Origin of the sequence: Burkholderia sp. Bp8994 (genome assembly GCF_003853805.1) — a bacterium.
Lineage (GTDB): Bacteria > Pseudomonadota > Gammaproteobacteria > Burkholderiales > Burkholderiaceae > Burkholderia.
On record NZ_QTQH01000001.1, the window covers coordinates 111,250 to 131,972 of the forward strand.

General features: G+C 64.7%; 16 protein-coding genes. 10 read left to right on the forward strand and 6 right to left on the reverse strand.

Going from position 1 to position 20,723, the window contains the following annotated elements; translation table 11 throughout:
• Positions 1 to 33 precede the first annotated feature (33 nt).
• The 3 genes from DIE04_RS00495 (at position 34) to DIE04_RS00505 (ending at position 4,264) form a co-directional block, all read left to right on the forward strand.
• Entirely contained in the window at positions 34 to 2,307 is a 2,274-nt protein-coding gene (locus tag DIE04_RS00495; protein ID WP_124519636.1) for a polysaccharide biosynthesis tyrosine autokinase, read from the forward strand.
• Positions 2,304 to 3,638: an oligosaccharide repeat unit polymerase gene (locus DIE04_RS00500; protein ID WP_124519634.1), complete on the forward strand. Its 1,335-nt coding sequence runs from the start codon at positions 2,304 to 2,306 to the stop codon at positions 3,636 to 3,638. Before DIE04_RS00495 ends, DIE04_RS00500 begins: the two co-directional genes overlap by 4 nt.
• A gap of 380 nt (positions 3,639 to 4,018) precedes the next feature.
• Entirely contained in the window at positions 4,019 to 4,264 is a 246-nt protein-coding gene (locus DIE04_RS00505; RefSeq protein ID WP_059666713.1) for an acyl carrier protein, read from the forward strand.
• A gap of 178 nt (positions 4,265 to 4,442) precedes the next feature.
• Here DIE04_RS00505 and DIE04_RS29610 read toward each other — a convergent pair whose 3' ends face one another.
• Positions 4,443 to 5,018: a hypothetical protein gene (locus tag DIE04_RS29610; protein WP_185500277.1), complete on the reverse strand. Its 576-nt coding sequence runs from the start codon at positions 5,016 to 5,018 to the stop codon at positions 4,443 to 4,445.
• A gap of 102 nt (positions 5,019 to 5,120) precedes the next feature.
• On the opposite strand from DIE04_RS29610, the gene DIE04_RS29615 reads away from it, so the two are divergent.
• The 4 genes from DIE04_RS29615 to DIE04_RS00525 all read left to right on the forward strand — a co-directional run bounded on the left by DIE04_RS29615 (position 5,121) and on the right by DIE04_RS00525 (position 10,185).
• Positions 5,121 to 6,263: an HAD family hydrolase gene (locus DIE04_RS29615; RefSeq protein ID WP_185500278.1), complete on the forward strand. Its 1,143-nt coding sequence runs from the start codon at positions 5,121 to 5,123 to the stop codon at positions 6,261 to 6,263.
• 3 nt (positions 6,264 to 6,266) lie between these two features.
• The gene (locus DIE04_RS00515) at positions 6,267 to 7,421 is read left to right on the forward strand and encodes an SGNH/GDSL hydrolase family protein (protein WP_124519630.1); all 1,155 of its coding nucleotides are present in this window, start codon (positions 6,267 to 6,269) and stop codon (positions 7,419 to 7,421) included.
• Between the two features lie 52 nt (positions 7,422 to 7,473).
• Complete coding sequence (locus tag DIE04_RS00520; RefSeq protein WP_124519628.1) at positions 7,474 to 8,904, forward strand: MBOAT family O-acyltransferase; 1,431 nt, start codon at positions 7,474 to 7,476, stop codon at positions 8,902 to 8,904.
• A gap of 111 nt (positions 8,905 to 9,015) precedes the next feature.
• Entirely contained in the window at positions 9,016 to 10,185 is a 1,170-nt protein-coding gene (locus tag DIE04_RS00525; RefSeq protein WP_124519626.1) for an acyltransferase, read from the forward strand.
• A 59-nt stretch (positions 10,186 to 10,244) separates the two neighbouring features.
• Here DIE04_RS00525 and DIE04_RS00530 read toward each other — a convergent pair whose 3' ends face one another.
• The 3 genes from DIE04_RS00530 to DIE04_RS00540 all read right to left on the reverse strand — a co-directional run bounded on the left by DIE04_RS00530 (position 10,245) and on the right by DIE04_RS00540 (position 13,989).
• Positions 10,245 to 11,324: a glycosyltransferase family 1 protein gene (locus DIE04_RS00530; protein WP_124519624.1), complete on the reverse strand. Its 1,080-nt coding sequence runs from the start codon at positions 11,322 to 11,324 to the stop codon at positions 10,245 to 10,247.
• A gap of 27 nt (positions 11,325 to 11,351) precedes the next feature.
• On the reverse strand, positions 11,352 to 12,500 hold the full coding sequence (locus DIE04_RS00535) for a glycosyltransferase (protein WP_124519622.1): 1,149 nt from the start codon (positions 12,498 to 12,500) through the stop codon (positions 11,352 to 11,354).
• A gap of 439 nt (positions 12,501 to 12,939) precedes the next feature.
• Positions 12,940 to 13,989: a glycosyltransferase family 2 protein gene (locus DIE04_RS00540; protein WP_124519620.1), complete on the reverse strand. Its 1,050-nt coding sequence runs from the start codon at positions 13,987 to 13,989 to the stop codon at positions 12,940 to 12,942.
• 434 nt (positions 13,990 to 14,423) lie between these two features.
• Between DIE04_RS00540 and DIE04_RS00545 the strand changes: the two genes are divergently transcribed.
• Entirely contained in the window at positions 14,424 to 15,713 is a 1,290-nt protein-coding gene (locus DIE04_RS00545; RefSeq protein WP_124519618.1) for a nitrous oxide reductase family maturation protein NosD, read from the forward strand.
• A 114-nt stretch (positions 15,714 to 15,827) separates the two neighbouring features.
• On the opposite strand, the gene DIE04_RS00550 is transcribed toward DIE04_RS00545, so the two are convergent.
• Together DIE04_RS00550 and DIE04_RS00555 are read right to left on the reverse strand one after the other, a co-directional pair.
• Entirely contained in the window at positions 15,828 to 17,402 is a 1,575-nt protein-coding gene (locus DIE04_RS00550; protein ID WP_124519616.1) for a mannose-1-phosphate guanylyltransferase/mannose-6-phosphate isomerase, read from the reverse strand.
• Positions 17,399 to 17,983: a drug:proton antiporter gene (locus DIE04_RS00555; RefSeq protein ID WP_124485079.1), complete on the reverse strand. Its 585-nt coding sequence runs from the start codon at positions 17,981 to 17,983 to the stop codon at positions 17,399 to 17,401. Before DIE04_RS00555 ends, DIE04_RS00550 begins: the two co-directional genes overlap by 4 nt.
• 293 nt (positions 17,984 to 18,276) lie before the next feature.
• On the opposite strand from DIE04_RS00555, the gene DIE04_RS00560 reads away from it, so the two are divergent.
• Both DIE04_RS00560 and DIE04_RS00565 read left to right on the forward strand, forming a co-directional pair.
• Entirely contained in the window at positions 18,277 to 18,807 is a 531-nt protein-coding gene (locus tag DIE04_RS00560; RefSeq protein WP_124519614.1) for a hypothetical protein, read from the forward strand.
• A 472-nt stretch (positions 18,808 to 19,279) separates the two neighbouring features.
• A complete protein-coding gene (locus tag DIE04_RS00565) occupies positions 19,280 to 20,671 on the forward strand; it encodes a sigma-54 dependent transcriptional regulator (RefSeq protein WP_185500279.1) in 1,392 nt (463 codons plus the stop codon).
• The last annotated feature ends 52 nt before the right edge of the window (positions 20,672 to 20,723 follow it).

Sequence of the window (20,723 nt, forward strand, 5' to 3'; positions counted from 1 at the left end):
GACCGCGCGTCGCGCCTACGGGACTGATGCCGTATGACTTCCTCGACCCTGCCCGACCCGCACAGCGGGCCCGCCCTGCGGCCGTCCTATCCGGTGCGCCGCTACTGGGGCATGCTGTACGGCGGCCGGCGCCTGATCCTTGGCACGGCGCTCGCGGGCGCACTCGTTGGCGCCGTGTATGCGCTGTGTGCGGCCCCCGTCTACCGGACCGACATCCTGTTCCAGGTCGAGCAAAGCCCGACTGACTCGAAATCGACGTCGCCGACCGGTGATCCGTCGTCGGTATTCGACCTGAAGACGGATGCGTCGACCGAGATCGAAGTGTTGAAATCCCGCGCGGTGCTCGATCGCGCGATCGACAGCACCAATCTGGCCGTCGACGCCAGGCCGCATTACCTGCCGCTGATCGGCTGGCGGTTCGTGAACGCGGCCGACGGGCTGTCGTCGCCGCTGCCGGGCGGCTATGTGTACGGCACCGAGCGCATCGACGTGCCGACCTTCGACGTGCCGAAGCGCCTGCTCGGCAAGCGGTTCGCGCTGACCGTCGGCGACGACGGCGCCTACACGCTGCAGGGTACGGGCTGGTTCGGCCGCAAGGGGCCCGCATGGCAGGGCCGCATCGGGCAGCCGCTACATGTCGAGACGCCGCAGGGGCCGCTCGACATATTCGTACGCGGTGTGGCCGGCAAGCCCGGCGCACGCTTCGACCTGACGCGCTACAGCGACGAGGAGGCGACGGCCTGGCTGCAGAAGAACGCGCTGATCTCGGAGCGCGGCAAGCAGTCGAACATGGTCGGCGTGACGCTTGACGGCACCGATCCCGTGCACGACAGCCGCGTGCTGAACGCGATCGGCGACGCATACCTGGCGCAGAACACGCAGCGCAAGTCCGAGGCGGCCGACAAGCTGATCCGCTTCATGGACGCCCAGTTGCCGCAGCTCAAGGCGCAGCTCGAAAAGGCGGAAAGCCGCTTCAACGCGTTCCGGGCCTCGCACGGGACGGTCAATACGAGCGACGAGGCGCTGGCGTTGCGCCAGCAGTCGGTCGACATCGAGACGCGCGTGCAGACGCTGCAGCAGCGGCGCGAGGAATTGCTGACGCGCTTCATGCCGAAGCATCCGGCCGTGGTGGCCGTCGATGCTCAGCTCTCCGACGCGCAGCGTTCGCTCGACACGACACGCAAGCAGATCCAGCAACTGCCGACCGTCGAACAGGGCGTGCTGCAGTTGCAGCGCGACGTGGCCGTCGACACGGCGCTGTACACGAACCTGCTCAACACGCGCCAGCAGATGATCCTCGCGCGGGCCAGCAAGACCGGCACCGTGCGGATCGTCGATACGGCGAAGGTCGCCGAGCAGCCGATCGGCCCGCATCGCGGGGTCGCCGTGATCGCCCTGCTGATGGTGGGCCTGCTGGCAGGCGCGGCAATCGTGATCGTCCGGCAGCGCATCGTCGGCACGATCGGCGATGCCGAGGAAATCGAATGGACGACGGGACTGCCCGTGTTCGCGACCGTGCCGCACAGCCCGGGCGCGGCGCAAGCGGAGCTGCGCCCGAAGGCCGGACGGCGTGGCGCGCGCGCGCAGGTGCCGTCGGTCGCCGTGCAGGACGCGGCGCTCGAAAGCCTGCGCAATTTCCGTGCGGCACTGCAACTGTCGATGCCGGACGCGTCGAATCCCGTCGTGTTGATTTCCGGGCCGACGACCGGTGTCGGCAAGTCGTTCGTCGCCGCGAATATCGCGTCGCTCGTCGGCGCGGCGAAGCGGCGAGTCCTGCTGATCGATGCCGACCTGCGCAAGGGGTCGCTGCACGAACGATTCCGCTACAGCCGCGCACCGGGCCTGTCGGACGTGGTGGCTGGCACCCATCGGCTCGACGAGGCGATCAAGCGCGGCATCGTGCCGGGCCTCGATTTCATCGCGATGGGCAGCGTCGTGCCCGATCCGGGCGAGCTGCTGCTGCAGCCCGCGCTCGCCGAACTGATCGAGCAGGTCGCATCGCGCTACGACATGGTCGTGATCGACGGCCCGCCGTTGCTGCCGGTGGCCGATGCGCTGGTGCTCGGCCGCCTCGCGGGAACCGTGTTCCTCGTCGCGCGCAGCGGCGTGACGACACTGGCGGAACTCGACGAAAGCGCACGACGGCTCGAACAGGCGCATATCGACGTGCGCGGCGTGGTCCTGAACGATTACAAGGGCGCGCCGGGACGGTACGACTACGGCTATGCGGATACGAACACGCATCAGGCCGCGGCGGTCGCCAAGGGAATGGCGGTATCGCGACAACAGATGGAACGGGCTTCATGAGACGGCGGCGTGCGGGCGACGGCAGGCTCCGTCCGCGACAGAGCGGGGCGACGGCGCGCAGGGCGGCGCGTGTCCGTCGCGAGGCAGGTGCTTACACAGGTTACTGGTGGGAAGATCCCGCCCGCCTCGTGCTGATCTTCATCCTGCCGTTGTACGGGATGTTGTCGCTGAGTCTGCTGGTCAATCAGAAATCGATCGCGCGGCTCTACTTCGACGGCTATTACGCATTGGTCGGCGCGTTGTTCCTGCTGGTCGTCGTGGTGACGGCGTGGCTGGCGACGACCGAGGCGCAGTCGCGCCGGGGGCCGCCGGCCGCGCCAGCCGAGTTGCCCGCCGGCGTACTCGATTTCGTGTTCGTGCTCGCGCTGTTCGGCAATCTCATGCTGCTGGGCGGGATTCTCGCGCGTCCGGCGTTGTTGCTGGCGTTCCTGCACGGCGAAGCGAATGCGTATGTCATGCTCGAGCAGAAAGGGCACTTCACGGGCCTGAGCTCGTTCACGCAGGCAGCCGCGCCGTACGTCGCGTTGTATTTCTACGTGTTCAAGACGTCGGTCAAAGGGGTGAACCGCTACAAGGTTTACCTGGGCGTGCTCGCGGTGCTGACGCTGCTGCGCAGCTTCATCTTTGCCGAGCGGCTCGCGTTGATCGAGGTGGCGCTGCCATGCGCGCTCATGATCGTGCGGTTCCGGCTCGGCGGCCGGTTCTCGCGACTGCTGACGCTCGGGCCGTACGCCGCGATTCCGTTGCTGTTCGGGCTCTTCATCGCGAACGAGTACAACCGGTCGTGGGAAGCCTATTACGTCACCATCTACGACAACCTTTTCGATTTCGCGCTCGAACGTCTCGGCCTCTATTACTCGACGGCGCTGAACAACGGTGCGGGGATACTGAGCGTGCTCGGCTGGGACCGCGGCCATCCGATGTTCACTTTCGACTGGCTGCTGCATTTTCCGATCATCGGCGCACCGTTGCAGCCGTGGCTCGACTCGACCGACAGCATCACCGTGTTCCTGAACAGCTACGCCGACCCGGAATTCAACAATCCCTCCGGGATCTTCGTTCACTTTTACGAATGGGGCTGGTTCGGGCTGCTCGATGCGGTTGTCCTCGGCTGGGTGTTCGGACGGAGCTACGCAGGCTGGCGGAGCGGAGCCGGGTTCTGGTGTTGCGCGCATGCCGTGCTCTACGTTTCGATCATGGAGATTCTTCGAATTCCGAATTTGTTCAGCGGACGGAATTTCGTGCCGATTGTCTTGCTGATCGCCGTGTTCCGCTATTTCGTCAAGCGACCGGCATCGGTCCCGCCGGCCACCCATCCTGCCGCACCGTGAGGCGCACGCGGGCGCGCTGACGTGTCGATCGACGGCCTGGTTCGCAGCGTATCGCAGCACGAATGCCGCCGATGACCAGTCGACGTTCGGCCTCGCGTCGCGGTGCCTGTCGTGCGCGAAACGGCGGGCAGCCGCGTGCCCGTTCGACATCGCGTTCGCGAGTCGAAACCTGCGTTCCAGCCAGGTCACCTCCCGGAAAAGTAGCTTTTCGCACGTTAATGATTCGATCGCCGGGCTAGCATTTGCACGATGGTCGAGGTTGTCGTGCCGCTGCGGACCACGGACCGCTGACCGATGCAATGCGATGACCTGCACGCGAACAACCTCGACCGAGCACATCGCATCGTTCATTTTTCCCTACGTCAAAGGATGCCTTCGCCGTGAGCCAATCTGCCGTCTATGCCAAGTTGACCGACGTGTTGCGTGACGTATTCGACGACGACGAGCTGGTGGCAACGCCTCAACTGACCGCCGCTGACGTCGACGGCTGGGACAGCCTGTCGCACATCCGCCTGGTTCTGAGCGTCGAGCGCGCGTTCGGAATCAAGCTTGCCGCAGCCGATATTTCCGGCCTCAAGAACGTCGGTGAATTTGCAGATCTGATCAGCAAGCGCCACGCCGCATGATGCAGGTCGGCCCGCATGTCCCGTCCAGAACCCGCTTTGCCGAGAGCGCCCTTCGATGAAAGATGATTTGTACACTGCGCTGGCCTGGTTGCCGCGCCCGCCTGACGATTTCTCCGCGCGATGCCGCACGCTCGTCGAATCGATCGACGATGATCCGGGTGCCGGATTGGGCCGCCGCTTACGCCAACTGGCCAACTGCGCGCTCGGCGAAAATCAGTTGATCAAGCTGGGGCGCGCGATCGTTGCCTTGCAGGGCGCGGGGCGCACGCTCGCGCCGCTCACGCCGTTCCGGCTCGGGCTGGTCGGCAACGGCACGCTCGATCATCTCGTGTTGCCGCTCGTCGCCAGCGCCGCGCGTCATGGCGTCGCGCTGGAGATCGTGTCGGGGCACTACGGGCAGGTCATGCAGGAAGCCCTTGCGCCGGATTCGACGATCAATCGCGCGCAAGTCGATGCCGTGCTGGTGGCCCTGGACTACCGTGGGTTGCCGCTCAACGCGCAACCGGGCGACGAGGAAGCGGCGCAGCACAGCGTGGCTGCGGCACTGGATCAGATCGATGCACTGCGGGCCGGCTTCAGGCAGCACGGCAATGCGCCGTCGATCGTCCAGACGCTCGCGCCGCCGTCCGACACGCTGTTCGGCAATCGGGATGCGCTGATTGCCGGCACGCCGCTCAATCTCGTCGAACGTTTCAATCGAGCGCTCGCGCAGCGTGTGGCGGAATCGAATGACATCCTGTTCGACGTTGCGCATGTCGCGGGGACGGTCGGACTGGCGAACTGGCATTCGCCCGCCCAATGGAATCTGGCCAAGTATCCGTTTGCCGGCGACTACGTGCCGCTCTATGCGGATCACGTGGGCCGGCTGCTGGGCGCGGCGCGCGGCAAGAGCCGGCGTGTGCTGGTACTCGATCTCGACAACACCCTTTGGGGCGGGGTGATCGGCGACGACTTGCTCGAAGGCATCAAGGTGGCGCAGGGCGATGCGGTCGGTGAAGCCCATCTCGCTGTACAGCAGCTCGCGCTTTCGCTGAGGGCGCGCGGCATCGTGCTCGCGGTGTCGTCGAAGAACAACGACGATACGGCGCGTCTGCCGTTTCAAAAGCACCCTGAAATGCTGTTGCGTGAGCAACACTTTGCGGTGTTCCAGGCCAACTGGAACGACAAGGCTACCAATATTCGCGCGATTGCCGACGAGCTGTCGCTCGGTATCGATTCGATGGTGTTCCTCGACGACAATCCGGTCGAGCGGAATCTGGTCCGTACGACGTTGCCCGAAGTCGCCGTTCCCGAGTTGCCCGATGATCCTTCGCTGTACGCGCGGACCCTTGCCGCCGCGGGCTATTTCGAGTCCCTCGCGTTCTTGCCGGAAGATCAGAAGCGCGCCGACATGTACCAGGACAATGCGCGCCGCGTGGCGCTGCGCAGTCAGGCCGGCGACATGGATGCGTACCTGCGTTCGCTCGACATGAAGATCGATTTCGCACCGTTCGACGATACCGGACGGGCACGCATTGTTCAGTTGATCAACAAGTCGAACCAGTTCAATTTGACGACGCGCCGCTATACCGACGCGGAGATCCACGCGCTCGAAGGCGACGGGCGGGTTTTCACGCTGCAGGTTCGCCTGACGGATACGTTCGGCGACAACGGCATGATCTCGGTCGTGATTTGCCGGCCCGACGAACGTGCGCCGAGTACCTGGCAGATCGATTCGTGGCTGATGAGCTGCCGCGTGCTGGGGCGCCAGGTCGAGCAGATGGTGTTGCGCGAAGTGCTGCAGCATGCGCGCCAGCGCGATGTCACGCGCGTGATCGGGCGTTACATCCCGACCGACCGCAATGCGCTGGTCAAGGATCATTATGCGAAGCTCGGTTTCGAAGCCGTGAGCGAAGAGCCGGACGGCACGACGGTCTGGGAAATGGCCAGCGACCGCGAGATCGCGCCGGGTCATTTCGCCGTGACGCGGGCGGGTTTCGATACGATTGCTGCCGCCTGAATCATGAAAAACACCGTATCACTCACGTCGTTGCGCGAGACGGATGACGTTGCGGCTTCTCGCAAGCTGCCGCGCCGTGACTATGTATTGCTGCCGTTGATCGTCGTGGCGACGGTGGTCTGCCTTTTCGTTGCCGCCGAATTCGCGACGAGGGCGATCTGGAGCGCGGGTACGCGCGGGGGCGAATGCCATGTGGCCGATGCCAGGGAGGGCATGCGCAACGTCCCGAACTGCACGATGACGGTCAAGACTCCGGAAACGCCGTGGATCACTTACCACTACAACGCTTGCGGTTTCCGCTCGACCGAGGGTTGCGGACCGAAGCCGGCCGGTACGCGACGCGTTGCGTTGCTCGGCACGTCGTTTGCCGAAGGCACGAGCCTCCCGTACGACCAATCGTTCGCGGCGCTGGCGGAACATGACCTGAGCAGGATGTGTGGCGCACCGGTGGAGGTCCAGAATCTCGGTGTCTACGAACTGCCGTTCCGCAAGGTGCTGAACCGGATCGGGCCGGCGCTGGCCTTGCAGCCGGATGCAGCGGTACTCACGGTTGCGCCGTTCGATCTGGAAAAGATCAATCTGCCGGACGTCGCGGATGCGCCCGCGGCTACCGTCGCGCCGGAACCGCGCAGCGACCTGATGGCGCGTGCCAAGGGCTGGCTGAGCGGCAGCCGTGCCGTCGCCGTCGCACAGCACTACATGTTCGAAAATCCGGACATTCAGGTGCCGATGTATCTGAAATACGGCGACAAGGCCGATTTCCTTCGGCCGCCATTTTCGACCGCCTGGCGCGAGCGGCTCGAGACGTTCGACAAAGTGGCCGAAACAGTCGCGGACAGGTTTCGCGCGACGGGCGTGCCGGTGGCGCTGATGCTGATTCCGCAACGGACGCAGGCCGGGCTCCTGGCCGCGAAATCGCTGCCGACGGGCATCGATCCATTGGCGCTCGATCACGCGATGGCCGAAATCGCCGCGAAGCACGGCATGCGCTACATCGATCTGGCTTCGAGCCTGAAGCAGTCGGCGAACCCGGCCGATTACTACTACCCGGTCGACAACCATCTGAACGCCGCCGGCGCGCGCGTTGTCGCGCGAAGCATGGTGACGGCGCTTACCGCCGGCGGGGCACCCGCGTTGTCGGCATGCGGGTCACATTGAACCTGGCGGCGCATGACGTCGCCATCGTTTCGAACCGTTTTCAGGCCGTCCGATGAATATTCCATCCTTCCAGTTCTTCGCCTTTGCAGCCGTCGCCGCGCTGATCTTCAACCTGTCTCGCTCGCTGACCTGGCAAAACGCGGTATTTCTCGTCGTCAATCTGCTGTTCCTGGCGACGTTTTCCCGCGATCCGGTCGCGTGGATTCCGTTCGCCGCATTCCTGCTCGTCGGTTATCTGAGCGTCCGGGGCATGCAAACGAAGCAGTGGCTGGCTGCGTTCGCGCCGATCGTTGCGATCGTGATCGCGCTGTTCTTCTGGCTCAAACGCTATACGTTCGTGCCGTCCGCGTTGCTGCTGTCGCACCCTTACGCGACGATCGGCGTGTCCTACATCTTTTTCCGGATGCTCCATCTCATCATCGACGCTCGCAGTCCGGGCCTGTCGGTTCGCGTGACGCCGGTGGTGTATCTGAATTACGTGCTCAACTTCACGTCGCTCGTGTCGGGGCCGATTCAACGCTTTCAGGATTACAGCGTGACGCAGACGAGCGAGCGGCCGGGACCGGATGCAATCGACTACGGCGTCGCGCTCGAGCGCATCATCGTGGGATTCTTCAAGGTGGCGATCGTGTCGGCGGCACTGTCGCACCTCCATCATCAGGCGCTTGCGCAACTGTCGCCGATGCAACCGCTCGGCGAGCGCATGCTGACCGGGCTGGCGATCGCCGCGATCTACCCGGTCTATCTGTATTTCAACTTCTCCGGCTACACGGATGCGGTCGTCGGTGTAGCGCGCTTCTTCGGGATCTCACTGCCGGAGAATTTCGACCGGCCGTTCTCGTCGACCAACTTCATCGGATTCTGGAGTCGCTGGCACATCACGCTTTCCGGCTGGCTCAAGACCTACGTATACAACCCGCTGCTGATGACACTCATGCGTCGCTTTCCGTCGCGCTCACTGGAGCCGTATCTGGGTGTCGTCGCGTTCTTCGTGACGTTCTTCCTGGTCGGCGCCTGGCACGGCCAGACGTCGATGTTTCTGTTCTTCGGTGTCCTGCAGGGCGGGGGCGTCAGCGTCAACAAGCTGTATCAGATCCGCATGACCAAATGGCTTGGCAAGAAACGGTACGTCGCGCTGTGCAACACGCCGCTCTACGCCCATTGCGCGCGCGGGCTGACGTTCACGTTTTTCGCATTCAGCCTGTTGTGGTTCTGGTCGACCTGGAGCGAAATCCAGACTATCGCGACGACGCTCGGCCCGGCGCTCGTCGCGTTCGTATGGCTGCTGGTATTCGTGGGCGCGACGGTGACGCTTGCCTTGCTCAACGCTGTATACGAGCGTGTGACGCAAGGCGGCATGGCCGGACTGTTCCTGTCGCGTTACGCCCGTACCTCGTGGTGCACGGTATTGGCGGTCGTGACCGTGCTGGTGCTGGTCATTTCCGATTCGCCCGCGCCGGACATCGTCTACAAGACTTTCTGACCCGCGGCGGCGGCACGGCGATCGTAGGGTGCCGGGTCGCCGGAAACGTGAAGTGTGCGCCGACGCGCGCCGAACCTGCAAGATCGATATTTCCCGGAGCCACTCACTTTCATGGCCAGTCACAAGCAGAAGTTCGAAATCCTGGACGGCTTGCGAGGCATCGCTGCGATAAGCGTGATGTTCATGCATTTCCTGCAGGAACTATCGAGCACGATCCTGCAGGGTGCCTATCTTTCCGTCGACATGTTTTTCATGCTGAGCGGCTTCATTCTTTCGTATTCCTATGGTGAAAGATTACGCCAGGACGCATGGCGTGGCGAGTATCTGAAGCGCAGGTTAATACGCCTGTACCCGATGATTTTCATCGGGTTCGCGATCGGCTTCGCGAGCCTGATCGTCATGCAGGCCAATTCGTCCGCCCGGTTCTCATTGGGCAACCTGGCGGCCGCCACCGGCCAGAATTTTTTTCTCGTTCCATACCTCGGTCGCTTTTCGGTGTCGGGTTTCGTCGGCGCGGCGAATCACAGCTTGCCGTCCGTCAATGATCCTGGCGTATTCCCGCTGAATCCACCTGCCTGGTCGCTGTTCTTCGAGTTGTTCGCGAGCGTCATCCTGATCGCGGCAATCAAGATGACCGCGCGGAATCTGTCGAGATGGGCCTACGCCTGTCTCGTCGCATTCCTCGTATATGGGTTCCTTGCCAGTCTCGATAACGCCAAGCTGGCGATCATGATGAACCAGGGCTGGGCGGCGGATAACTTCGTCGGCGGCTTCTTCAGGGTGGGCTACGGGTTCTTGTTGGGCATCGCGATTGGAAAGATGTACGAATCGGATCTTCCGGCGAAGCCGCATTGGTTCGTCGCCAGGCTCATAAAGAACGACTACATGCTGTTTGTCGTTTTCCTGCTGGTCGTCGCGTTTCCGTCGTCGATCAAGGGGATGTATTCAGTGGCTATCCTGCTGTTCGTCGCACCTGCGCTGGTTTACCGGGGGGCCATGCTCGCGCCGAGCGGCAAGACGATTGCAAGGCTCAGCGCGTTCCTCGGCTGGATCTCGTATCCGCTTTATTGCGTGCACTATCCGATCGGAAGGCTGGTGTTCGCGTATGCGCCACAGGCCGACATCCACGTTGTCCGAACCGCGATGATCGCCGCGTCTCTTTCGATCGTGTCCGCCGCCATCCTGGCGAAATTTGTTGAAGAACCGATCAGGTCGTATCTGGGCACGCGCATGTTCGGAAATCATCGGGCCGCCACCGGCAACCCGGTCAACGTCGGGTAAACGGAGCAGTTCGCGCAGCACGCCGGCGTCGTTGTGGCGCCGGAGTGCGGGAGTCGCTTTTACAGCCCCTCGAAGATCTCCGTCATCATCTCGGCGCTTCGGCTCCAGCGATATTTCTCCGCGTGCAGGCTTCCCTTGCGTTTGAGCTCGGCCCTGAGCTCGGCGGAATCGAGCAGGCTCCGCAATTTCTGCGCGATGTCGTCCTGCGAAAACGGATCGCAGTACAGCGCCGCATCGGCACAGACTTCCGGCAGTGCGGCCGATTTGCCGACAACCGCCGGACAGCCGTAGCGCATCGCCTCGAGAGGCGGTATGCCGAAGCCTTCGTAGATCGACGGATAAAGGAAGCACGCTGCGTTCTGATACAGCGCCTTCAATTGCTCGTCGCTGATGTAGCCCACGTACTTGATGTTCGGCTCGGATGCCGAGAGATGATCCTGCTTGCCGAACACGGTGGCGTTCTGCATGCCGACGATGACGAGATCGACCGACGGATCGTCGATCTGCCGGAATGCCGCGATCAGCCGCCCGAAGTTCTTGGTCGGATTCATGCTGCTGACCGCGAGCACGAAGCGGCCGGGCGTCAGCGCATGCTTGGCGAGCACGCTCGCGTCCGCTTCCAGGGCATCGAGATGATCCGCACCGAGCGGCACGACGCTGATCTTCTCCGCGGAGACGCCGCAGTGATGCGCGAGGCGATCCCGCGAGAAATAGGAGTTGGTCAGCACGCAAACGGAGGTTCGCGCCAGGATCCAGAACATGATCCGGTACCACACGCGAAATGGCCGGGAGAAATGCGCGGGCGTGTCGAACACCGCCGCATCGTGCATGTAGATGATCTGGTTGCCGATGAAAATGGATGCCGAATTGCTGAGATTGACGATGCGTCCGCGGCGAGCGAACAGCGGGAGCACCAGCTGCTCCCAGACCACGCCCTTGTAAAAACCGACCTTGACCGTCCTCGCACCGCTTACCTCGACGCCGGGCTGCGGAGGCACCAGCACGGTCACCGGATCCTGAGGCTGAAACTTGATCAGTGCGGCGATCAGCTCGCGCGCGACGCGCTGCACGCCGGTCGTCTTCTGCGTGGTGAATCGGCCGTTGTATACGAGTTGCTTCGGTTTCTTGAAAGCGATCATGTCGATAAGGGGATGTCGAAATCGGAATCAGGCTTTGACGTGATCGGGAACAACCGGCTTGAAGTCGTGCGTGTCGACTCGCGCCCCGTCGGTGTCGAGTCCGTAAAGGGCGTGCCACTGACGGAAGATCGCGTTCATCGAAAATCGCTGAATCGCCCGTTGCCGGGCAGCTGCGCCCATTTCCTCGCGAAGCTGCCGGTCGTCGCGCAGCAGGGTCAGATATGCGGCCATCTCGTCGGCGTTCGACGCGACATAGCCGGTCACGCCGTGAATCACCACGTCGCGATTGCCCACGACATCCGTCACCACGGCCGGTATGCCGGCGACCTGCGCTTCGATCAACGCGACCGGCATGCCTTCCCATCGGGAGGTCTGGACGTAGATATCCAGTTCCGACGTCAGCGCGAGCGCGCGTGCGCGGGTGACCCAGCCGCTGCAGACGACTGCCCGGCGCCGGCCGGGGTCCGGAATCTCGGCGGCATCGCCGCCGATCCAGAGAAACTCGACGTCCGCGCCGTGCAGCGTGTCGGCAAGGCGCACGAATGCTTCATGATTTTTCTGGAACGACGCCCGGCCGCTCATCCCGATGACGACTTTGCGATCGTCGCGCGTTCGACGCGGTGGGATCTCAGCCGCATTGACGCCGTTTTCCACCAGGACTGCCGACTTCGCCCGGACCTTTCCCCGGATCTCGGCGAGTTCGCTGCCGGAGCACGCGACGATGGTTCCGCCGATGTGCGCCGCGATGCGCTCGAAGCTCAGGTAGGCGTACTGCTTCATGCGCGACACGTCGCGGCGCAGGAACGAGAGTCCGTGCGGCGAGTAGAGGACCTTCGCATTCGGGGCGGCGATCCGGGCGGCGATTCGCCCCAGCACGCCGGCCTTCGACGAGTGCAGATGAATCGCGGTCGGCTTGCAGTCGCGCAGGTTCCGGACCAGCGCACGCAAGCTCCGCAGATCCTGTTTGACGCTCACCTCGCGCGCCATGTCGACGTACACGAGCTTCACGTCAGGCAGGAACAGCGTTGAAAAATCGGTCGGGGTTTCCGGTCGGATCGAATGCAGAACCGTCACGTCGACGCCGGTCGCCGCGGCATGGTTGGCGAGATGGGTCAGCATCGAAAGCACGCCGCCACCAAACGCTTCGGCGATATGAACGATCTTTTCTTGGGTCATCTTTCGGTCTAGCGATCCGATCGCACATTCATCGCCCGTTGTGACGATGAGCCGCCCGCGAATCGTGTTGTCTCGGTGTCGAGTTCGTTAAACTATGCATTCCTGATTGATAAATGCATGGCTGCCGTGGCCATTGGATCCTGCTGTCGCAGTCACTTGTTCGAGCTGACGAGGCAGCCGGATGGTTTCCGCCGATGGAATATCGGGTCGACGTTGCCGGAGCGTGCCGAACACGACGCAGCGTGACGAACCAATGCCGCGTTCTACGTGTCGGCTCGATTCCTCCGAACATCGGATACCGGCGTTCGACTACGACGACTGGAGACGAGACAACGACGAAATCCGGTCAGTGCGCGTGAATCCACTGGTCCGGATCATTGTGCAGCGCATGCGCGACCCGCTGGGTGCGATGGCTTACCGAAGGCGCGACTCGGCGACGCTATCGAGCGTCGGCGTGATGGCCGGATGACTTCCGCACGCGCGCGAGCGGATTGGAGATATAGCGAATCGCACGGTTGCTGAGCGTTGCCGACGGCAGCAAGCATGCGAGTGACAGCCCGGCCACGGCCGTTTTCTTGGCGGGCCCCCAGAACGGGTTGCGCAGCACGGTTTGCCAGTAGCGCCCGGATTCGCACAGGAACCAGCGCCAGCGCCGCACGAGTGGGGCGTGATAGAGCGTGCTTGCGAAGCGGGCCTTCTCGATCGCGAAGTCGAGCGGCGCGATCGGCAATGCTTCGTGCAGCCGTGTGCCGGCAAGCATGCGCAGCGTCGCCCATCGGCGTTCGGCTTTCAGCGCGCCTGTCGCGGCGTCTTCCGAATTGGTGAGGGCGAGGGCCGGCGTGTCGGCGGACGGGCGCGTCCCCGGCTGCTGATGGACGCGATAGCCGCCGAGCGTTGCATCGATCATGTGTACGGCGCCGAGCAACGCGATACCGTAGATCGCATAGAAATCCGCGCCATGCAGGTTGTCCGGGGTGACGGGTACCGGAAAGATGCGCTTGAGTGCATCGACCCGATACGCGTTGCCCGATGCGGGCGGCGACGGGTACAGCCAGCCCGCGCGCAACAGGCGGCCGCAATCGGTGTCGACGGCCGACTGCGGCACGCTCGCCCCGGTCATTGCACCGTCCTGCGCGATCACGTCGAGCCGGAAATGCACCTTCACGAAGTCGCCGGACGCGAACGCGGCGAGCACGCGGGCCGCGGCGTCGGCATAGAGCAGGTCGTCAGCGTCGAGCAGGATCACGTAGCGCGTCGTGACATGTTCGAGCGCGCGGTTGTATGCGGCGACCTGACCGCGATTCTCCTGGAACACCGCCGTCACGCGCTCGCCGTACGAGCGAATGATGTCGCGCGAATCGTCGGTCGAACCGTCGTCGACGACCAGCACGCGTACACCGTGCGCGCCCTGCGCGAGCGCCGAATCGATCGCGTAGCGCAGGTATGCGCCGTGGTTGTAGTTGCAGATTGCGATGGTCAGGTCGGTCATGAACGGATTCTGGACGAGCGAAGTGCGGACGATCCGGGGGCCCGGCGGGCAGGGTTCGGTGCCCCGGCGCACGGCACGCCGAGACCGCGACGCGGGATCGGGTGCGACCGGTGCTGTCGGGCGATCCCGGCGCACGGTCGCGTCGCATGGTGGCCATGATACGTGTCGCAGACCGGCACTCGGTTCGCGAGCCTACCGTTCCGCGATTCGCTTCATTGGAAGCGCGATGAATCGTCAACGGCATGTCGGATCCGCCGCGCAGACGGGATGTATTGGTCTGTTGACGCACTGAAACGCGGCGGGTTCGAATGATCCAATCGAACGTAGTACACCGCCTGTTTTGGCGGTATCGCGGGCCGACAACTCGGCCGGCATGCAGCGATTCGGGCGCGCCGGCGGACGCGCGCGAAGTCATTCCAGGGAGTCGACTCGACATGCATAGATCACACGGCCCGATTCTTGCGCGTGTGGCGCTTGCCGCGATGTGCGTGGCAGGCGGGCTGGCTTGGCCGGGCAGTGCCGCGGCGGCATCCAGCACGCCTGCGCCTGGTGCGTTTCGTTCGGCTGTACCGGATGCGTACGTTCGTCCCGCTGCGGACGCGGCCGATCAGGCCGACATGCTGCAACATGCGCTGGACGCGTTGCAGCCTGGCCAGCGACTGGTGTTCGCGCCGGGGCGGTATGTGGTCGGCCGGTCGCTGGTCGTGCGGCAGCGGAATGTGGTGTTGTCGGGCTACGGCGCGACGCTGATCGCGACAACCCCCGGCGACCAGACGGTCGAGATGCGCGGCGAGGGTACGACGCTCGTCGGTTTTCGGCTCACCGGAACCGGCACGGCACGCCTCACGACGCCGGAGTCTTCGAAGGTCGAGGTGACGGGGCGCGGCGTGCAGGTGCTCGACAACGTCATCGACGGTGGCGCGGGCGGCGGGATCTTCGTGTTCGGCGGCGCTGACGTCGCGATCGTCGGCAACGAGGTGCTGTCGACGCTGGCCGACGGCATTCACATGACGCACGGCTCGCACAACGTGCTCGTGCAGGGCAACGTCGTGCGCGGGACCGGCGACGACATGATCGCCGTGGTGAGTTACCAGGCGGAAGGCGTGCTGACGCGCAACGTGCTGATTACCGGCAACTCGCTGGAGGGCAACCCGTGGGGCCGGGGCATCACGGTGGTCGGCGGTGCGAACGTCACCATCTCGAACAATATCGTGCGCAACGTACAGGTGAGCTCGGGCATTCTCGTCGCGCAGGAAGACAGCAATCGAACTGCCGGCTCGTCCGACATCCGTATCGAGGGCAACTCGATCGCGGATATCCAGACAGCGACGGGCCGGGCCGATCCTCGTCCGGTCACGCAGCAGGCGGCGATCGAGGTCAGCACGTGGTCGGGTTCGGTGTCGCGCGTGACCGTGATCGGCAACCGTGTGTCGCATGCGCGATTCGACGGCATTCGCCTGTGGGGAAACGTGTCGGGTGTGCGGCTCGCGGACAATCAACTGTCGGGGATCGGCGGAATGCCGGTCCGGGTCGACCCCGCGCACGATTGCGCGACCGGCCGACCGGCGGGGGCGTCGGGAGGGCAGGCGAGGGGCGCGCCGTGTGCGGCCGCGCGTCAGCCGTTGTCGGCGGCAGGTGACGCGATCGGCGCGGATACGTCGTTGTTGCCGCGCGTGCGCGAATCGGTCAGGCAAGCGCGCTGGTCGCAAGGCGGCATCGACTGATCGTGCGTCGGGTGGGCCGCGGTTCGGCGACGCCATGCGGCGAATAGGCGGCCACCCCTTGTTCGCGCGGCGGCGCGCATCGCCATCGCGCACGCCGCCTCGATCCGCATGCGCTTACCGGATGACGTTGCGTTCCGAGGCTTCCTCGTCCGGTTCGCGCGAGGCGATCGACGGGCGCTGCCGCACGCTCTCGACGACCGGCCTTCCATACTGATCATCAAACCGCACGATATCGTCTTCGCCGAGATAATCACCCGACTGCACCTCGATGATCTCGAGCGGAATCCGGCCGGGATTCTCGAGGCGGTGGACCTCGCCGACAGCGATATAGGTCGATTCGTTTTCGCTGAGCAGGAAGGTCTCGTTGCCGCGCGTGACCTTCGCGGTGCCGCGCACGACGATCCAGTGCTCGGCGCGGTGATAGTGCATCTGCAGCGACAGCCGCTTGCCGGGTTCGACGACGATCCGCTTCACCTGGAACCGCTCGCCGAGATCGATCGAATCGTAGTGGCCCCACGGCCGCTGCACCTTGCGGTGTTCGCTCGCCTGCGGGCGCTGCTCGGTCTTCAGGCGCGCGACGATGTTCTTCACGCGCTGCACGTCGTGCTTGTTCGCGACCAGCACCGCATCGGGCGTCTCGATCACGACGACGTCCTTCATCCCGACGCACGCAATCAGCCGGCCCTCCGAGCGCACGAGACTGTCCTGCGTGTCCTCGAACACGATCGGGCCGCGCGCGACGTTGCCCTGATCGTCCTTCGGCATGATTTCCCAGATCGCATCCCAGGTGCCGACGTCCGACCAGCCTGCGGACAGCGGTACCACGATCCCTTCGATGCCGAGTTCGGGGTGCTCCGCGAGGCGTTCCATGACCGCGTAGTCGATCGAGTCGGACGGGCACGCGTCGAAGGCCGCCGCGTCGATCCGGAAGAACGGATGCTCGGCGGTGCCCGCGCGCCATGCCGCGTCGCAGGCCGCATGGATGTCGGGTGCGAGCGCGCGGATCGCCTTCAGCCAGGTCGATGCGCGCGTGACGAAAATCCCGCTGTTCCACCAGTAATCGCCCGAATGCAGGTAGCGCTCGGCGAGCGCCGCGTTCGGCTTCTCGACGAAGCGCCCGATCGCATAGCCGCCTTGTCCACCGAGGCGGCCGGCGCGCGGTTCGCCGACCTGGATGTAGCCGTAGCCGGTTTCCGCGCGGCGCGGCAGCACGCCGAGCGTGACGACCGCGCCTTCCTGCGCGTAGCGCGCCGCGCGCCCGACCGCTTCCTGGAATGCGGCGACGTCGCCGATCACGTGATCGGCCGGCATGACCGCGAGGATGGGATCGTCCGCGAGCACGCTGGCGTCGAGCGCCGCGAGCGTCAGCGCGGGCGCCGTATTGCGCGCGGCCGGTTCGAGCAGGATGCGGGCGGGGGCCGCGCGCCCGAGCACCTGCGCGGCGCTCATGATGCGATGCTGTTCGCCGCACACCAGCAGCAGCGTGTCGCCGAGCGCCGCGTTCGCGATGCCGTTCAGGCGGCGCGCGGTCGCCGACAGCGGCGATTCGTTCGAGGTCAGCTCGATCAGCTGTTTCGGATACTGCTCGCGCGACAGCGGCCAGAGGCGCGTGCCGGAACCACCGGCGAGTATGACGGGCAGGACGCAGGGCAACTCGGGATCGGGAACCGGGCGAAGGTTGGCGTTCATCGATTAGCTCCGGTATCGGCGGGCAGCCGGTTGTGTACGCGGCCGTCGACGCGCGTGTCCTCGTTGCGCGATCGCGGCGCCGAGACGGTCCGAGACAGCAACTGACGCAGCGCGCCGGCGGCGCGGTCGGCGGGCCGGACGAGACCGACGAACGGCGCGCCCTGTTCGAGATAGGGACCGTAGGCCTTGCGGAATCCGAAACGTTTGTAGAAGGACTGGCGTTGCGCGGGAACGTGCGTGCGCACCGCCACGTCGGGCCATGCGGCCTGCGCGGCCGTGAGCGCACGCTGCATGAGTTGCTCGAGGGTGCGGTCGTCGCGACATGCCTCGCTCGTCAGCACCTTGTCGATCACGACGTCCGGATCGGCGTCGTCGCCGGGCAGCACGCGCGCGTAGGCGACGACTTCCGTCGTGTCGCCCTTGTGCATGCACGCGAACACGTGCAGCGCATGCGCATCCTTGCCGTCGATGTCGAGATACGTATGCGCATCCTCGACCACCAGCACTGCGTTGCGCGAGCGCAGGATTGCATAGAGATCGACGGCGCTCAGATGTTCGAATTCACAACAATGCCATTCCATGATGCGGTCCTCGTGTGAAGCCTTCAGCACGCCGAGCCGCATGAACGCGTTTGTCCGGTGCGGCTCGCCGATGTCCATGATGCGGATGCGGGGCGCGCCGGTCTGTTCGAAAGCATACTCACACTCTCGTTATGCGCGTTTCGTGCGGGCGATGCCGGCAGCGCGAAACGGGCCGTGACGTGAGCGGGGCACTGTGCGGTATCACACAGTGGCCGCATGCCGGCTTTCCCATAATTGATTCGTCGCGATTGTCCGCTGCGAACAGCGCAGCGGGCAGTCCGCATCGAACGCGATTGAAGAATCGGGGGCTGTACTTGAGATTGCGATCGTTCACGGCGGGTCGGCCGCGCATCGCGACCGGCTGCTCGCAGGCCGGCATCCGCCGCATCGTCGATGTCGTCGCGATGCGCGCATCCTTCATCGGGACGCAATCGTTTCGACGCGCCGGCCAACACGCGCATACTTGCGACGGTGCGCTGCCCGATGCTTTCGCGCTGCATGCGGCCCTGCACCAGCACAGTGCCCGTCGCGCCGGCCTGTCGGCAGCGATCATGGGTGGCACGACACGCATGGACGCCATGCTGCATCGCGTCAGGAGACGGACGGCACGACCGGCTGCTTCGTTACGATGTTGTAACGAACACGCGCGGTTCGCCCGCGTTCGATGCGTGATGGCGGCGTCGCACGGGGCGCGCGATTATCCACGGATGAAAACGCTTCCCGGATTATTTGCGCGATTCAAGCGAGAATCGGGGGCAATGGAAGGCGCCGATCTTGCGGAAAAGTGGTATTTGGCACTGATTGACGGGAATGGTCGTGGATAATCAAATCTGAGGCGCTAAACGCGCGCCGCGCGCGCCGGGGCGGCAGCGTAATCGGCTGAATCGATTTTATCTTTTGGTAACAAGGCCATCTCGATACGGGGTGTAGATTCAGGAACGGATGAAATGAGGCCACCATTCCGAAAGCGGGTTGGCGGCCATCCGGTTCAGCATCGGGCGCGGCTGTCGTGTACGACGCGACGCAAATGCGGACGGAAATCCCGTTTGCCGACGCGCTCCGCCTGACGGCGCGTCGTATGAAAGCCGGAACGCCGCGGCTCCCGCGGCCGCGCGTTCCCTTCGAGTTCGATGACAACGAGGCCGGATGACATTCGGCTCGACCTCCGGGGGCTCTCGCCGTGTGCAGTTTCGATCTTCGCCAAAGCTGCGGAAACGCAGCGCGGACAGGTGGCCATGCGCCGCCGGCCGCAGCGCACGCGAACGGTTCGCGGAGTGGAGAAAGTGATGGTTCGCTATGAATATGCCAATAACGCGCGATAAGAGCGCCGGCGGGGAGAGGATTACCGGGCAGCGTCCTCTGATTTACTGGACCCAGTCGCCGTCCGTCATGCTGCGCAAGGAACTCGCGCGACGCGACTGGAAAGTGACGCTCGTCGCGCACGCCAGCGAATTGCGCGATACCTCCGGCGAAATCACCTGCGGCATCCTCGACCTGAGCGGCGGTCACGCCGACGCGATCGGCAGCATCGCGTCGACCTGCGCGTCGATGCGCGACGTCGTGTGGGTCGCGCTCGTCGAGACCGGCCAGACCGCCTCGCCGAACGTGCGCGCGCTGTTGCGCGACTATTGCTTCGACTACATCACGTTGCCCGCGTCGCACCAACGCATTGCCGATACGGTCGGCCATGCGTACGGAATGGAATGCCTGTTCGCGCGCGATCGGGAACGCCTCGAATCGCAGGAGAACGGCATCGTCGGCACCTGCAGCGCGATGCTGCGGCTGTTCGATACGGTGCGGCGCTTCGCGCGCACCGACGCGCCCGTGTTCGTGTTCGGCGAGACGGGAACCGGCAAGGAACTGACGGCCGTCGCGATCCATCGTCATTCGGAACGGCGCAACGGCCCGTTCGTCGCGGTCAACTGCGGAGCGATCCCGCCCCACCTGCTGCAATCGGAACTGTTCGGCTATGAGCGCGGCGCGTTTACCGGCGCGAACGCGCGCAAGATCGGCTACGTCGAAGCCGCAAACGGCGGCACGCTGCTGCTCGACGAAATCGGCGACCTGCCGCACGAGAGCCAGGCGAGCCTGCTGCGCTTCCTGCAGGAGCGCGCGATCCATCGCCTCGGCGGCAGCGACCCGGTGCCGGTCGACGTGCGGATCGTTTCCGCGACGCACGTCGACCTGCGCGAAGCGATGGAAGAAGGGCGTTTCCGCGCGGACCTGTTCCACCGCCTTTGCGTGATGCGCATCGACCAGCCGCCGCTGCGCGCGCGCGGCAAGGACATCGAGCTGCTCGCGCATCACATGCTCGAACGCTTTCGCGGCGACGCGCGCCATCGCGTGCGCGGCTTTTCGACGGATGCGATCACGGCGCTCTACAAGCATGACTGGCCGGGCAACGTGCGCGAACTGATCAACCGCGTGCGGCGCGCGGTCGTGATGACGGAAGGGCGCCTGATCACCGCGCAGGACCTCGAGCTCGAATACTGTCTCGACGCGGCGTCGCCGTCGGTGGCCGACATCCGCAAGTCGATCGAGCGCGAAGCGATCGAAACCGCGCTGCTGCGCACGCGCGGACGCGTCGCCGCATCCGCGCGCGAGCTCGGCGTGTCGCGTGCAACGCTCTATCGCTGGATGGAAGCGTACGGCATCGAGCGGCCGCGCAGCACGGGGTCGTCGGACTGACGCGCGCGGTGCGGCCGCGCGAGCGTGTGCGCGTGCGTGATCCCCGTCCCGC

What these genes read in the sequence shown, in the direction of transcription:
- DIE04_RS00550 (WP_124519616.1), bottom strand. Translation starts at nt 17,402, where the DNA reads ATGAACGCCAACCTTCGCCCGGTTCCCGATCCCGAGTTGCCCTGCGTC.
- DIE04_RS00540 (WP_124519620.1), bottom strand. Translation starts at nt 13,989, where the DNA reads ATGACCGACCTGACCATCGCAATCTGCAACTACAACCACGGCGCATAC.
- DIE04_RS00545 (WP_124519618.1), top strand. Translation starts at nt 14,424, where the DNA reads ATGCATAGATCACACGGCCCGATTCTTGCGCGTGTGGCGCTTGCCGCG.
- DIE04_RS00530 (WP_124519624.1), bottom strand. Translation starts at nt 11,324, where the DNA reads ATGATCGCTTTCAAGAAACCGAAGCAACTCGTATACAACGGCCGATTC.
- DIE04_RS00525 (WP_124519626.1), top strand. Translation starts at nt 9,016, where the DNA reads ATGGCCAGTCACAAGCAGAAGTTCGAAATCCTGGACGGCTTGCGAGGC.
- DIE04_RS00495 (WP_124519636.1), top strand. Translation starts at nt 34, where the DNA reads ATGACTTCCTCGACCCTGCCCGACCCGCACAGCGGGCCCGCCCTGCGG.
- DIE04_RS00520 (WP_124519628.1), top strand. Translation starts at nt 7,474, where the DNA reads ATGAATATTCCATCCTTCCAGTTCTTCGCCTTTGCAGCCGTCGCCGCG.
- DIE04_RS00500 (WP_124519634.1), top strand. Translation starts at nt 2,304, where the DNA reads ATGAGACGGCGGCGTGCGGGCGACGGCAGGCTCCGTCCGCGACAGAGC.
- DIE04_RS00515 (WP_124519630.1), top strand. Translation starts at nt 6,267, where the DNA reads ATGAAAAACACCGTATCACTCACGTCGTTGCGCGAGACGGATGACGTT.
- DIE04_RS00555 (WP_124485079.1), bottom strand. Translation starts at nt 17,983, where the DNA reads ATGGAATGGCATTGTTGTGAATTCGAACATCTGAGCGCCGTCGATCTC.
- DIE04_RS00535 (WP_124519622.1), bottom strand. Translation starts at nt 12,500, where the DNA reads ATGACCCAAGAAAAGATCGTTCATATCGCCGAAGCGTTTGGTGGCGGC.
- DIE04_RS00565 (WP_185500279.1), top strand. Translation starts at nt 19,280, where the DNA reads ATGAATATGCCAATAACGCGCGATAAGAGCGCCGGCGGGGAGAGGATT.
- DIE04_RS29610 (WP_185500277.1), bottom strand. Translation starts at nt 5,018, where the DNA reads ATGCGCAACGTCGAACAGGATGTCATTCGATTCCGCCACACGCTGCGC.